Below are 13,803 nucleotides of genomic sequence, written 5' to 3' on the forward strand. Positions count from 1 at the left end.
TATATCGTCCGCATGCCGGGGGCCAGGACGATCGGCCGTCAGTCCTCGGCCTCGTACGACGGCGTGGCGGCGCCGGCGGATTCATCGCAGCCTCCGACGATGGCCCAGACCGTCTTGCCGCCCTGCTCGTCGAGTCTCCATCCCCAGTCCTTCGAGCAGGCCGCGACCAGGAGCAGACCCCGGCCGTCCACTCGATCGAGGGCCGGTGATCGACGGTCGGGCGATGCCTCACTGTTGTCGTTGACCTCGATCAGAACGGCAGCGGCCCGGCGGAAAATGCCGATACTGAGGACATCGCCGAGCTTCATGGCGTTCGTGACGAGTTCGGCGGCGACGAGCAGGGCGTTGTCTGCGACATCTGGGATGTTCCAGTCGGCCAGCACGAGCCTTGTGAAGATGCGGGCCTGCTCGGCGGCTATCGGATGCGGCGGTAGCGGAAACCGGTACACATCAGGCCGACGCGCCGCCTCCCCCTCTTCCCCTTCGATGCCCGATGTCGCTGACATCCCGATGTCCTCCTCGATCGTGGTCTTGCCGGGGAGGACGCTCATCCTCCGAATGACGTGACCACGCTCACACGCTCGGTTACGCTTTGCGACGAACCGCTCTACACCGCGGCACAATCCCACGACCGATCGACCCGACCTGGACGCGGTTTACCCCCCGGAGGCCCGCCATGGTGGCACGACGCGACCCGTACGAATCCCCCGCCATTCGAGCGTTCGCCGCGGAGCTGGAGGTCTGGCGCCGCATGGCGGGCCTGTCGAAGGCCCAACTCGCCGAAGCGCTCGGGTACACACAACAACTGATCGGCCAGCTCGAAGCCGGCAAGAACATCCCCTCGAAGAAGTTCGCCGAGGACACCGACACGTACTTCGACACCAACGGCGTCTTCGTACGCCTATGGAGGCTGATCAACGACACCCGCCACCTCGCCGTCCTACCCCCGGGTTTCGCGGACTACGTCGCCCGCGAGGCGGAGGCGTCGAGGATGTACGTCTTCGAACCCAACATGGTCAAGGGCATCTTCCAGACACCCGAGTACGCCCACGAGGTGCTGAAGGCCGGCGCTCATGGGCCTGCCGGGCGGGGCGTTCGAGTTGGCCACCTGGTCGCGGGGCAAGGTCGGCCCGGATATTCACGTCAAGGTCGGCAAGACCCTGTACTCGGTGCCGTGGAAGTACATCGGCAAGACCGTCGATGCCCGCTCCACCCCGAACGCGGTGCAGTTTTTCGTCGAGGGCGAGCTGATCAAGACGCACGTGCGTAAGCCGAAGGGCAAGCAGACCGACCTGAACGACTACCCGCCGGAGCGGATCGCGTTCTTCCAGCGCACCCCGACCTGGTGCCGCAAACGCGCCGCCGAGGTCGGCCGGCCTGCGCCGCGGTGATCGATGAACTGCTGGCCGCAGGCGCGCTGCATAACCTGCACAGCGCCCAGGGTGTCCTTGGCCTGGCCGACCGGCACGAGGCCGACCGGCTGGAAGCTGCCTGTGCCAAGGCGCTGGCCGCCGACGACCCGTCCTACCGGACGATCAAAGGCATCCTGGCCGCCGCGCCCGACCAGGCGTCCGGTGAGCCCGCGGGTGATGGCGGTGCGGCGGCGTTCCTGCGCGGCCCGCAAGGCCTGTTCGCCGACAACGTCGTCCCGCTGTCGGCGGCGCGGTCAGCCGAAGCGTCCTGACCACCCAAGGCCCCCGCAACGGCGTCGGGTGCCCAGCACGGCGGCCGGGCACCCGAAAGTGAATCAGACAGCGGACAAGGATACGGATCGATGACCAGTCAGTTCGAGATCGGCGCGCTGGACAAAGCGCTGCGCAAGCTGAAGCTGTCCGGGATGCTGGAGACCCTGGACGCCCGCCTGACCCAGGCCCGCGCCGGCGATCTGGGGCACGTGGAGTTCCTGCTCGCGTTGTGCGAGGACGAGATCAACCGCCGCGAAGCCGCGGCCATCGCCCGCCGGCAACGCCGCGCCAAGTTCGACGAACAAGTCACCCTGGAAGGGTTCGACTTCAAGGCCTCGACCAAGATCCCCGCCGCGGTGATCCGGGACCTGGCCACCTTGGGCTGGCTGCACGAGGGCAGCTCGATCATCCTCTACGGGCCGGTCGGGGTCGGTAAGACCCACGTCGCCCAGTCGCTGGGTCAGCTCGTCATCCGCGCCGGATACGACGTCCGGTTCATCAAGGCCTCCCGCGCCCTGGCACACCTGTCCGGCGGCCACGCCGACGGATCCTGGCCCAAACGCCTGGCCGAACTCGCCCGCCCCACCGTTCTCATCCTCGATGACTGGGCGATGCGCGAACTCAAAGCCGCCCAGGCCGACGATCTGTATGAGCTGGTCAGCGAACGCGCCGTCGCCCGCAAGCCGCTGATCTTGACCTCGAACCGGGCCCCGAAGGACTGGTACCCGCTGTTCCCGAACAAGGTCGTCGGCGAGTCCCTGCTGGACCGGCTGATCAACAACTCCTACCAGGTTTTCATGGATGGCCCCAGCTACCGGCCGAACAAACGCCCCGGACGCCCCACGACCTCCGCCGAGGGCGGCAAAACGCCGAGATGAACACCGGCGGCAGCCAGACCGTCCCAGGGCCGCAGCCCTGGGGCGGTCACCACGGAGAAGCCCGATGAGTACCGCCACATGCCCACGGGCCAGACGGCATCGACCCACGCCTCGCGCTGGACTTCACCGAAGTCGCCGACATTTGCGCCCTGCTGAAGCAGGCCGCCGCTCTACTCACCCACGCAGAGGACTCGCAGGGTTTATCAGTGGACCTCAGCGGCTTGGCTGGTCCAGGTGGCGTACATCTGGGTGTATTTGCCGTCGGCGGCGACGAGTTGGTCGTGCGAGCCGACCTCGACGATCCGGCCCTCGTCGACGACGATGATGCGGTCGGCCTTCATGGCTGTGGAGAGCCGGTGCGCGATCAGGATCGCGGTGCGGCCCTCCAACAGCATGTCCAGGGCCTTCTCGATCTTGGACTCGGACTGGAGGTCCAAGTTGGACGTGGCCTCGTCCAGAACCAGCACCCGGGGCTGGGTCAGGAAAGCCCTGGCCAGGGCGACGAGCTGCCGTTCGCCGGAGGACAGAGACTGGCCTCGCTCTTGGACGACGGTGTCGAGACCGTCGGGCAGCCGCTCGACCACGTCGACCAGGCCGACCACCCGCAGCGCCTCCCAGACCCGGTCGTCGGAGGCGTCCGAGGCGGCGAAGCGGATATTGTCCCGAAGCGGCCCGGCGAACAGGAAGGGCTCCTGCGGCACGACGCCGAGCTGTCGGCGAAGGGACTCGATCCGCACGTCCCGGAGGTCGCGCCCGTCGATGAGTATTCGACCAGAGGTCGGGTCGTAGAACCGGGTGACCAGTTTGGCGAGGGTGGACTTGCCGGCACCGGTCGGACCGACGAACGCCACGGTCTCGCCGGCCCGGATTTCCAGCGACACATCGGAGATCACCGGTCGGTCGGGAAGATAGCCGAACGTCACGTCGTCGAAGACGACTTCACCCTCGATCTTCGGCAGGTCGACGGCTCCGGGGTCCTCCTCGACCTCCGGTCGGGTGCTGAGTAGCTGCTTCAGCTTCACGATCGACGACTGTCCCTGCTGGTATGTGTTGAACTGCTGCACCAGTTGCTGGATGGGCTGGAAGAAGGCTCCCAGGGAGAGCAGGAACGCCACGAGCTCGCCGATGGTCAACTGCCGGTCGGCGACCATACTGGCGCCGATGGCCAGCAGCACGATCTGTCCGGCGACGCCGATGACTTGGGTGCCCGGTGTGTAGATCGCGTTGATCCGGCCGGTTCGCACGTTGGCGTCGTAGTACTTGCCGGTGACCTGGCGGTGGTGTTCGGTGTTGTGCCGCTGCCGGTTGTGCGCCGTGACGATGCGAACACCTTGCAGGCTCTCGGAGAGGTCGGCGATCACGTCGGCGATGGTGTCCCGCACCCGCAGGTAGCCCTTGCCGGACGCTCGGTGAAACCACAGGGACAGCGCGGTCAGGACGGGCACCACCAGCACGATGGTGATGAGGGCCAGCTCCACGTTGTAGGTGAACAGCACCACTGAGACGACGATCATGGTCAGGCCCTGGACGGCGAACTGTGCCAGGCCGTCCTGGAGCAGCGCCTGGAGGTTCTCGATGTCGCTGGTCATCCGGGTCATGATCACCCCGGCCTTCTCGCCGGTGTAGAAGTTCAGCGACAGCCGCTGCAACTGGGTGAAGACCCTTGTCCGCAGGTCGTTCATCACCCACGCGGCGATCCGCCCGGTCACCCTGACCCGCGCCGCCTGCACGATACCGGTGACCATCAGACTGAGCAGGTACACGAGGGCGACCAGCGCCAGCGTGCCGGAGTTCTTCGCCGTGATGCCGTCGTCGATCCCGATCTGGGTCAGCTTCGGACCGGCCTGCAACGTCAGCGCCTCCACGACCACGAGCACGCCGGCCAGCAGCACCATCGACCGGTATTGGCGGAGCAGCCGCCGCAGACTCAACGTGGCGCCGTCGGGGTCAGGGCGGCTGTGTTCGAAGACGACCTCGGGCTCGGAATGTTCCGGCTCGGTCTTGAGCAACTTGTCGATACCCGCCTGCATGTCCGGCGGCACGCCGGTGAACTTCAGACCTGGCGCGATTGCCCTACCTCCGCCGGGGAACGCCGCGCCACCACCTCCGGGAGACGTCATCGATCCACACTCCTCAGTTCCTCGATGCTCTCGTCTGCTTGCGCGAGCACCTCCGCGTACATCGGCGTGTTCGCCAACAGGTCCTTGTGCGTGCCGTCGGCGACGATCCGCCCGCCGTCCAGCAGCACCACGCGATCGGCCAGGCTGATCGTGGACGGCCGGTGCGCGATGATCAACGTCGTCCGGCCGGCGAACAGGGTTCGCAGCCCGGCGTGGATCTCCTGCTCCACCTGGACGTCGATGGCGCTGGTGGCGTCGTCGAGGACCAGCACCGGCGGATTCACCAGCAGCGTCCGGGCGATCGCGATGCGCTGCCGCTGCCCTCCGGACAGCGTGTAGCCGCGTTCGCCGATGACGGTGTCGTAACCGTCGGTCAGCTCGGTGATGAACTCGTGCGCCCCGGCCAGCCGGGCCACGCGCTCGACGTCGGTGATGTCCGCGTCCGGCCGCCCGTAGGCGATGTTGTCGCGGACGGACGCGGAGAACAGGAACGGCTCGTCCAGCACGATGCCGACGGTGTCCCGCAGGCTGCGCAGGGTCAGGTCCCGCACATCGTGCCCGTCCACGGTGACCGAACCGTCGCGCACGTCGTAGAAACGCGGCAGCAGTCTGGCCAGGGTGGACTTTCCAGAGCCGGTCCGGCCGACCACCGCCACCGTTTCGCCGTGCTGCAGCCGCAGCGAGAACCCGTTCAGCACGTCAGGGCCGTCGCCGTAGCCGAAGGTGACGTCGTTGAACTGGACGTCACCGCGTGCCCTGGTGAGCTCCAGTGCCTTGGGGGCGTCCACGATCTCCGGCTTCTCGTCCAGCAACTCATACAGGCGCTTGGCCCCGGCCGACGCCCGCTGTCCCAACATGATCAGGTTGCCGAACACCTGGAACGGCACCTGGAGCATCAGAAGGTAGGCGTTGAAAGCCAGGATCGCGCCGACGCCCATATCGCCGTCAATGACGAGGTGTCCGCCGTACAGCAGCACGATCGCCATACCGACGCGGGGCAGGTTCTGCACCAAGGGTGTCCAGCGTGCCCGCAGATCGGCATCCTTCACATTCGCCCAGCGGACTTTCGTCGCAGCCTTCTGAAGCAATGACACCTGGCTCCGTTCGGCCGCGAACGACTTGACCACGCGCACGCCGTTGATGTTCTCGTCCACCACGGTCGCGACATCGGCCAGCCTGGCCTGGACCAGCCACGACACCGGAAACAGGGAGCGCTGCATGCGCCGGGTGGTCACGAACAACAGCGGCATCGGCATCATGGCCAGGATGGCCAGCGGCACGTTGATCGCCAGCATGTACCCGAACGCCACCAGCGAGATACTGCACTGCACCAGCAGGTACGGCGCGAACGACAGGTACAACTGCACCGCGCGGATGTCGGAGTTGGCGCGGGAGATCAGCTGCCCGGTCTGCACCCGGTCGTAGAACGGGAACGACAGGCCGGTCAGGTTCCCGTACACGAGGTTGCGCAGGTCATACTCGATCTTGGCCGCGGCGCGGTTCAGCAACTGCTTGGACGAGTAGCCGACGACCAGCATGACCATCGTCAGTCCGACCAGCCACCACAGGTAATGCGACAGCGGCACCTTTTTCGACACGATCGAGTTGTCCACTGCGTCCTGGATAAGTGTCGGCACCTGGACGGCCACCAGCAGGCTGGCCCCGGACATCACCAGCGCCGGGCCGAACATCCACCGGTGCGCCCGAACCAGCGGCCACGCCCGCCACAGCCAGGAACGGCTCCGATCGGAGTCGATCGCCGCGCTCGGCGGCGGATACATCTTGCTCACTTGGGTTCCCCTCTGTACGCGCCTTCGTCGGCGACGCACTCGGCTTGCTTTTCGCTCTCCAGCGCTTCGTGCCACAGCGACAGCGCGGCCATCATCGGCTCGGCCGACTCTTCGTCGAGGAATGAGGCCGGCTCGGCTGGCTTCCGGCTGATCTCCTGGTTGGCCGTGGTTAGCAGGTGGCCTTGCGCCGGTCGTACGGATCCGGTTCACGCGGCACGTACTGGCCGGCCACCGTGCCGTCCATGACCGTGGTGACGGTCGCCGGCGTGACGGACAACATCTACGCCACCTGCGATGCTGTCGGCGGATCCCGCTGCGTCAGAACGGACGATGTTCGCCGGCCGTGAGCAGGCGCTGGCGGTTCCGGGGTTCCTCCGCCGTGCCGGCTGACTGCTCAGCGACCGGGTCGCCGCCGCTGCCCCGGCAGACATCGATCCTCGGCCGGATCCGCCGTGGTGATCCGGCCGTCGCGGTCGTTACTCGCCGGGCGAGTCGGACCGTTTGGCAAGCTCGGCCTTGACCGTCTTGTACAGTCCGTCCGACGTGAAGCCGAGGTCGCGCAGGATCTGCGCAGCCGGGCTCTCTTCCGTGCGGATCAAGCCGAGCAGCGCGTGTTCGGTGCCGACCCAGTCGTTGCCGAGCTCGGCCGACGCGCGGGACGCCTGCCCGATGGCCTCCGTGGTCTCCGGCCGGAAGGCGATGTGGCCCCGCAGCGCCTTCCGCCCGGCCGGCGGCAGCGCCGCCTCGACCGCGTTGCGGATGTTCTGCTCTGACCCGGCCTTCGCCACCAGCACCTTGTACGCCCCGCCCTGCGGTTCGCCGAGCAGGCCGAGCAGGATGTGTTCGGTGCCGATGGTGTCGTGCTTGTACGTTCGGGCGGCCTCCTGCGCGAGCACGATGCTGTGCCGGTTGAGCTTGGTGAACCGCTCGAAGGGGTTGGCCGTGTGGCGTTGCTGGGCGGCCTGCTTGGTCACCCCGATGGCGTCGCCGATCTCGCTCCACGAGGCGCCGGCCGCCTTGGCCTTGCTGACGTAGTGGTCGACGAGCTGGTCGCCGAGGTCGGACAGGGTCCGGTTGCGCAGTTGGGCCTCACTGATGCGGGCCAGGTAGCTGGCGTCGGGCAGTTCCTCGTCGAGGGCGGCGATCAGGTCGGCGAGGCTGATGTTGAGCGGACTCATGGCGTCAACCGTATCTTGACGACCCTCAAGCGTCAATTCGCAATTGACGCTCGTTTCCGGGGCTGCACCGTCGCCGGGGCTTCCGCCTTGCCGCCCCGGCCTAGGTCATCGCCTGAGCGAGTGGCTGGCTCGCCGCTACCCGCAATCCCATTCCCCCCGGGGTGTTGCGCCTGGACCAGGGACTGGAGTTCGCCGCGGCGGCAGTCAAGGCTGCGACTGCCGCGCTGGGCACCGTGCCGCACGTGCTTCCCGGTTACAGCCCGAACCAGAAGGGCAAGATCGAGAGGGCGTTTTTGACCGTCGATGAGATGCTGCTGTGCACGCTGCCCGGCTACACCGGCGGTCCGCGCGAGGTCAACGGCCGCTTGGCGGGGCCGCTGGATGACCGGGTCAAGGCCCGCGTCGGCTACGGCGATGCCGCTGCCGCCGGGCAGCAGGCCGGGCTGCCGTTGGGTCTGGAGACCTTCGCGCGCATCTTCGGCAACTGGGTGGCGGCCTACAACACCGAGCACGTCCACAGCGAGCTCGGCATGACCCCGGCCCAGGCCTGGGCCGCCGATGCCAGCCCAATCGAGGATGTGCCCGCCGAGCACCTACGGCATCTGCTGCTGGCCGGCCGGCCGCGCACGATCGGCCCGCACGGCATCCGGTTCCGCAACCTCAAGTGGCTTGATCCCGGTGGGTTGATCCGCGAGCGGCGCGGCACGCAGGTGCAGATCCGGTACATGCCCCATGATGACCGGTTCATCGACGTCTATCTCGACGGGGAGTTCCTGGCGACCTGCTACCCGACCAACGCGCTCACCGCCGAGCAGGAAGCCGAGTTCTACGCCGCAGCTCGCGCCCAGGAGAAACAGGCCGCGGCGCAGCGCGCATCCGCCCGCCGGCGTGGCCGGATGCGCCTGGCGGCTCTGTCGGCCACCGACACCAGCACCGAATCGGTCCGCAAGATCAGTCCCGCCGAAGCCGAGCGCCTCAACCGAACCGGTGGGGGCGGAAGGCCGCGGCCTGAGACCAGCACCAGCCTGCTGGGCATCGTCCCGATCGGCCCGATCGAACCGGTCGATCTGGCCGACCTGGACGTCGACCGGGAACACCGGCCGTGGTGAGGGCACCGCAGGCCGGACCGCCCGGTGCGCGCATCATCTCTACCCCGCAACTGCAGCTGGCCCGCCACGTGGTCACCGACATCACCGCCCATGAGGCGGTCGGGGTGATCCACGGCCACGCCGGGCTGGGCAAGTCCTTCGCCGTGCAGACGTGCGCCCAAGCGCTGGCCGCCCACACGGGCCGGCTGGAAGCCCCCAGGTGTGCACGGTGTCGTTCACGCCCCAGTCGACGTTGCGGCAGATCGCCGACGGGCTGCACCTGGCGCTGACCGGAACGGCCGGCTCCTCCAGTCGCTTCCACATCACGCGCCAGCTGATCGCCGAACTCGCCCGCGTCCCCCGGCTGGTGGTCGTGGATGAGGCCCAGCGCCTGACCGGGCACGGCATCGAGATGCTGCGGCACCTGCACGACGATGAGAACACCCGCTTCGGGCTGTTGTACGTCGGCGGGCACGGCTGCTGGGAGGTGCTCTCACGCGAGCCGATGCTGGCCTCCCGCGTCTGGCGGCGGCTCGCCATCACCCCGCTGGACCGTGAGGTCGTCCCCGAGGTGATCCGCGGCTACCACCCGATGTACGAAGACGCCGACGACGAGCTGCTGCACTACATCGACGACCGGTTCGCCCACGGCATCTGGCGCAACTGGGCGTCGTTCTCCTCCACCGCGCACCTGCTCGCCCAGCGCGCCGACCGCACGGCCATCGACGAGGAGATCGTCACCAACGCGTTCGCGCTGCATGGCGGGGGCCCCAACCGTGCCCGCTGACCGCCCCGGCCCGGCCGAGCCGGCCCCTGATCGACGCCTCCCGCACCGCCGCCAGCTCGGTCATCACCGCGTTCGGCCGCGAGGCCGACAGCCAGGTCACCACCGCCGACCCGCAACAACTCGACCGGATACGGCCCCGCCCACCGGCCGCAACCAGGACAAAGGCGATCGCTGAGCCGATCCCCGATGACCTGCCCGCCGACAACTTCTTGACCTTCCGAGCCGCCTGCATCCACGCCCTGGACCGCAACACCGCCGCCCGCCTCGACCAGATCTGGCTCAAGACCTTCGAGGCCGCCCGCACCTGGCTGCGCAACCACCGGCAGGTCGGCGAGGCCAACCAGGCACCCGACCGGCTCGCGCTGCCGCTCAGCCTCCACCTGGCCGCCCGCCTCTACCGGTGCGCCTCCGACGGCGAAGCCCTGGTCCGGCTCCGCGCCACCCAAGCGGCCTTCCTACGCGACGGGCTCCTCCTCCACCACCAGGCACGGCCCGGCGACCCCGACCTGGGCCACCGCCTCACCCCCACCGCGGTCGCGGCCATCAACCGGGCCGCCATCTCTACCTCCTCGGCCGCCGCCGCGACCCTGCACCTGTTGTTCCCCTTCGACCGCCGCGGCGACGAACGGTACTGGCACCCCAGCACGCTCACCATGGACGACGTCACCAGCACCGCAAGCAGCATCAAGATCAACGGTGAGTACCTTCCCGTCCCCGCCCACGCTCGGCCCGCGCTCGCCGCGCACCTCGCCTTCCGCCAGATGCAGGGCACCCGCCACCCCGGCGACCCGTTCTTCGACCTCACCCCACCTGGCGACGACATCCGCACCCTGGCCGACCGTGCCCTGACCGCCACCACGGCCGCCGGTGACCCCCGGCCCATCGCGTCGAGCCGCCCGGCGGACACGGCACCCTCTGGATGCGGCAGCGCCGCCTGGTCCTGCGCAACCTGGTCGGCAACGCCTACACCCTCGACCTGAGCACCCCCGTATGGACCTGAGGCAATCCGACCCGCTGGGAACCTGGCTCCTACGCCGGGCCCGCAACCACGGCATGACCAGCGAGCAACTCGCCGATCTGCTCGGGCTACCCGTCCACCGGATCCGCCGCCTCGCCAGCGGCGCCGACCTCGACGAGCTACCGGTGCGGGCCGTCCGGGCCGTGGCTCAACGGCTCGACCTGCCCTGGCCCGGGTGGCTGGACCACAGGCCCACCCGTCCAGATGACCACACCGTCCAGGCCAGACCCGAAGCCAGCTCGGCTGACTCACACGACGCCGATCGCGTGCACGCCGTCCTCGCCCTGGCCCTAGCCCAACCCATGCGGGTACACCAGATCGCGCACGTACTGGACTGGCCCGTCGAACGCGCCCAGGCCGCTGCCGACCACCTCGCCTCACCAAGGTTGCCTTCAGCCTGAACATCCCGGTCAATCTCCACGACACCCTGCTGCTGGACCCGAAGGCCGAGTGACCCAGGTCACTGACACTCCCGTGTCGCTTCTACTGACACTCTCGTGTCGCTTGGCACTGCGCGGTGACAGGAAACATGCGGCGGCCCGGCGGGACCGGGCCATGGCGCAGCGAGAGGATCACCCGGCCCCCGGTGTCCAGCAAGCCGGTCAGGCAGGGCATGGCCGTTGCGCGCTCCTGTTCGTCGAGGTGCATCCACACCGCGGTCAACAGGATGAGATCGAAGCGATGCCGCCCTGCACTGAGCGCCGCCAACTCGGGCAGCGCGTCGTCGACCCACTCGATCTCCTGGTCGGCATGGATGCGCCGACCCAGCGAGCGGAGCTCGGCGGTGGGTTCGGCGGCGACGACCCGATGCCCCTGGGCCGCCAGCGCCGCCGCGTCGCGCCCGCTGCCCGCTCCGACGTCCAGGATCGAGCTGGGCCGGGAGGGGAACAGATACAGCACCTCGCGGTGCACCTCGATGAAGGTCACGCTCTCGTACTGCTCCGCCAGAGCCTCGGCCGCCTCACCGTATCCGGCGGTACTGGCCATGGCATGCAGCCGCTCTCCGGCCGTGTCACTGTTCACGAGAGAGGACCCTACGGCTGATCCGGTGCGGTTACGTGCCTGGCCGCGGGCAGGGCCAGGGCGAGCATCATGCCCGTCATCGCCAGGACGATGCCCCGCGACCAGCGCTCGGCAAGGATCGAGCCCCTGTCCGTTCCCGGACAGGGGCCCCTCAAATCGCAGGCCTACCGTACGGCCGCGTGCGGAACGCGCTCACTCGGACCGTACGCCGCCGATCGAGGCGGGTCAGCAGCCAAGGAGGCGGGTGGCGAGGAAGGCCTCGACCTGGTCGAGACCGATGCGCTCCTGGGCCATCGAGTCGCGCTCCCGGATCGTCACCGCGTTGTCCTCGAGGGTGTCGAAGTCGACGGTGACGCAGTACGGCGTGCCGATCTCGTCCTGGCGGCGGTAGCGGCGGCCGATCGCGCCCGCGTCGTCGAACTCGACGTTCCAGTTGCGGCGCAACTGCGCGGCGAGGTCCTTCGCCTTCGGCGACAGGTCGGCGTTGCGGGACAGCGGCAGCACGGCGACCTTGACCGGAGCGAGCCGGTGGTCGAGCCGCATGACCACGCGCTTCTCCATCTTGCCCTTGGCGTTCGGGGCCTCGTCCTCGTTGTAGGCGTCCATCATGAACGTCAGCACGCACCGGTCGACACCGGCCGCCGGCTCGATGACGAAGGGGACGTAGCGCTGTTCCTTCTCCTGGTCGAAGTAGGAGAGGTCGGCGCCGGAGTGCTTGGAGTGCGTGGACAGGTCGAAGTTGGTGCGGTTGGCGATGCCCTCCAGCTCGCCCCACTCGCTGCCCTGGAAGTTGAAGCGGTACTCCACGTCCACGGTGCGCTTGGAGTAGTGGGACAGCTTGTCCTTCGGGTGCTCGTACAGCCGCAGGTTGTCCTTCGAGATACCGAGATCGACGTACCACTGAAGGCGGGTGTCGATCCAGTACTGGTGCCACTCCTCATCCGTGCCCGGCTCGACGAAGAACTCCATCTCCATCTGCTCGAACTCGCGCGTACGGAAGATGAAGTTGCCCGGCGTGATCTCATTCCGGAACGACTTGCCGATCTGGCCGATACCGAACGGCGGCTTGCGCCGCGCGGCCGACTGCACGGCGGCGTAGTTGATGAAGATGCCCTGCGCGGTCTCGGGCCGCAGGTACGCCAGGCCGGACTCGTCCTCGACCGGGCCGAGGTAGGTCTTGAGCAGGCCGTTGAACATCTTCGGCTCGGTGAACGCGCCGCGGGTGCCGCAGTTGGGGCAGACGATGTCGGCGAGGCCGTTCTCCGGGGCGCGGCCGTGCTTTTCCTCGTACGCCTCGGTGAGGTGGTCGGCGCGGTACCGCTTGTGGCACGACTGACACTCGGTCAGCGGGTCGACGAACTCCCTGACGTGGCCGCTGGCCTCCCACACCTCACGGGCGAGGATCACGCAGGAGTCGAGGCCGACGACGTCGTCGCGGCCCTGCACCATCGCCTTCCACCACTGGCGCTTGACGTTGTTCTTCAGTTCGACGCCGAGCGGGCCGTAGTCCCAGGACGCGCGGAGTCCGCCGTAGATCTCGCTCGACGGAAAGACCAGGCCTCGGCGCTTGCTGAGGTTGACGATGGTCTCCATCAATTCGGAACGACGGGCCATGAGTGATCTCCATCCGGCTGGCGGTCGGCGGGTTCCGCGCGAATATGACGTACGGCGCCAGCGGCCGCCCTATGGGGTCCGGCCACGGCGCCTTCGTTCCTCAGCTTAGGACACCTCCACCGGTCCCGCGCTCCAATACCTCGCTACGCGCCGGGGCGCCCGGCGGACCGGGCCCCTGGCGTGCCTCACGACTCAGACCATGCCGTTGCCGTTGGCCGCCGTCTCGGGCACCGGCTGCACGACGTCCCAATGCTCGACGATCTTGCCGTCCTCCAGCCGGAAGATGTCCACCGCGGCCATCCCCCGATCCTCGGGCGAGGTCGTCAACAGGCTGTGCAGGACGACCAAGTCGTCCTCGGCGATCACCCGCCTGACGTCGAGGCGCATCTCCGGGAACCGCTCACCGAGCCCGGCGACGAACGCGACAAACGCCTCCGGCCCGTCCGGCGCCTGCGGGTTGTGCTGGACGTATTCGGGCCCGACGTACGCGGCGACGGCGTCGGCCGGCCGCTTCCCATTGAACGCCAGCTCGGCGAAGTCCCGGACGATCTGCTTGTTCCGCTGCTGATCAGACACAGTGTCCCTTTCAAGGAATCGATCATTAGCGTCAACTTCAGCAGCG

14 protein-coding genes and 1 pseudogene are annotated in these 13,803 nt (G+C 68.2%); 8 read left to right on the forward strand and 7 right to left on the reverse strand.

Going from position 1 to position 13,803, the window contains the following annotated elements:
* Positions 1 to 38: 38 nt before the first annotated feature.
* Positions 39 to 551, reverse strand: coding sequence for an ATP-binding protein (locus AB0I04_RS29320; RefSeq protein WP_360891280.1), 513 nt, complete (start codon positions 549 to 551; stop codon positions 39 to 41).
* A 125-nt stretch (positions 552 to 676) separates the two neighbouring features.
* On the opposite strand from AB0I04_RS29320, the pseudogene AB0I04_RS29325 reads away from it, so the two are divergent.
* The 4 genes and pseudogenes from AB0I04_RS29325 to istB form a co-directional block, all read left to right on the forward strand.
* Positions 677 to 1,018: pseudogene (locus AB0I04_RS29325) on the forward strand (helix-turn-helix transcriptional regulator); the annotation flags it as partial.
* Between the two features lie 55 nt (positions 1,019 to 1,073).
* Positions 1,074 to 1,391 carry a hypothetical protein gene (locus AB0I04_RS29330; protein ID WP_360891671.1) on the forward strand — a complete coding sequence of 106 codons (318 nt, stop codon included), beginning with the start codon at positions 1,074 to 1,076 and terminating at the stop codon, positions 1,389 to 1,391.
* Entirely contained in the window at positions 1,388 to 1,684 is a 297-nt protein-coding gene (locus AB0I04_RS29335; protein WP_360891283.1) for a hypothetical protein, read from the forward strand. The genes AB0I04_RS29330 and AB0I04_RS29335 overlap by 4 nt, the downstream gene beginning before the upstream one ends.
* A 90-nt stretch (positions 1,685 to 1,774) precedes the next feature.
* Positions 1,775 to 2,563, forward strand: coding sequence for an IS21-like element helper ATPase IstB (gene istB, locus AB0I04_RS29340; protein ID WP_360891286.1), 789 nt, complete (start codon positions 1,775 to 1,777; stop codon positions 2,561 to 2,563).
* 203 nt (positions 2,564 to 2,766) lie between these two features.
* On the opposite strand, the gene AB0I04_RS29345 is transcribed toward istB, so the two are convergent.
* The 3 genes from AB0I04_RS29345 to AB0I04_RS29355 form a co-directional block, all read right to left on the reverse strand.
* Entirely contained in the window at positions 2,767 to 4,683 is a 1,917-nt protein-coding gene (locus tag AB0I04_RS29345; protein ID WP_360891289.1) for an ABC transporter ATP-binding protein, read from the reverse strand.
* Entirely contained in the window at positions 4,680 to 6,464 is a 1,785-nt protein-coding gene (locus AB0I04_RS29350) for an ABC transporter ATP-binding protein (protein ID WP_360891657.1), read from the reverse strand. Before AB0I04_RS29350 ends, AB0I04_RS29345 begins: the two co-directional genes overlap by 4 nt.
* 485 nt (positions 6,465 to 6,949) lie before the next feature.
* Entirely contained in the window at positions 6,950 to 7,651 is a 702-nt protein-coding gene (locus AB0I04_RS29355) for a Clp protease N-terminal domain-containing protein (protein WP_360891292.1), read from the reverse strand.
* A gap of 161 nt (positions 7,652 to 7,812) precedes the next feature.
* On the opposite strand from AB0I04_RS29355, the gene AB0I04_RS29360 reads away from it, so the two are divergent.
* The 4 genes from AB0I04_RS29360 (at position 7,813) to AB0I04_RS29375 (ending at position 10,945) form a co-directional block, all read left to right on the forward strand.
* Positions 7,813 to 8,760 carry a Mu transposase C-terminal domain-containing protein gene (locus tag AB0I04_RS29360; RefSeq protein WP_360891295.1) on the forward strand — a complete coding sequence of 316 codons (948 nt, stop codon included), beginning with the start codon at positions 7,813 to 7,815 and terminating at the stop codon, positions 8,758 to 8,760.
* A 208-nt stretch (positions 8,761 to 8,968) separates the two neighbouring features.
* On the forward strand, positions 8,969 to 9,526 hold the full coding sequence (locus tag AB0I04_RS29365) for an ATP-binding protein (RefSeq protein WP_360891298.1): 558 nt from the start codon (positions 8,969 to 8,971) through the stop codon (positions 9,524 to 9,526).
* A gap of 209 nt (positions 9,527 to 9,735) precedes the next feature.
* On the forward strand, positions 9,736 to 10,506 hold the full coding sequence (locus tag AB0I04_RS29370) for a hypothetical protein (RefSeq protein WP_360891301.1): 771 nt from the start codon (positions 9,736 to 9,738) through the stop codon (positions 10,504 to 10,506).
* 10 nt (positions 10,507 to 10,516) lie between these two features.
* Positions 10,517 to 10,945, forward strand: a complete 429-nt coding sequence (locus AB0I04_RS29375) for a hypothetical protein (protein ID WP_360891304.1) — start codon at positions 10,517 to 10,519, stop codon at positions 10,943 to 10,945.
* A gap of 82 nt (positions 10,946 to 11,027) precedes the next feature.
* On the opposite strand, the gene AB0I04_RS29380 is transcribed toward AB0I04_RS29375, so the two are convergent.
* From AB0I04_RS29380 to AB0I04_RS29390, 3 genes are all read right to left on the reverse strand, one after another.
* Entirely contained in the window at positions 11,028 to 11,567 is a 540-nt protein-coding gene (locus AB0I04_RS29380; protein WP_360891307.1) for a class I SAM-dependent methyltransferase, read from the reverse strand.
* Positions 11,568 to 11,792: 225 nt separating this feature from the next.
* Positions 11,793 to 13,181 (reverse strand): glycine--tRNA ligase, encoded by a 1,389-nt coding sequence (locus AB0I04_RS29385; protein WP_360891310.1) that lies wholly within the window; start codon positions 13,179 to 13,181, stop codon positions 11,793 to 11,795.
* A gap of 192 nt (positions 13,182 to 13,373) precedes the next feature.
* A complete protein-coding gene (locus AB0I04_RS29390) occupies positions 13,374 to 13,757 on the reverse strand; it encodes a nuclear transport factor 2 family protein (RefSeq protein ID WP_360891313.1) in 384 nt (127 codons plus the stop codon).
* Positions 13,758 to 13,803: the final 46 nt, after the last annotated feature.

This window comes from Actinoallomurus sp. NPDC050550 (genome assembly GCF_040655075.1).
Taxonomy (GTDB): domain Bacteria; phylum Actinomycetota; class Actinomycetes; order Streptosporangiales; family Streptosporangiaceae; genus Actinoallomurus.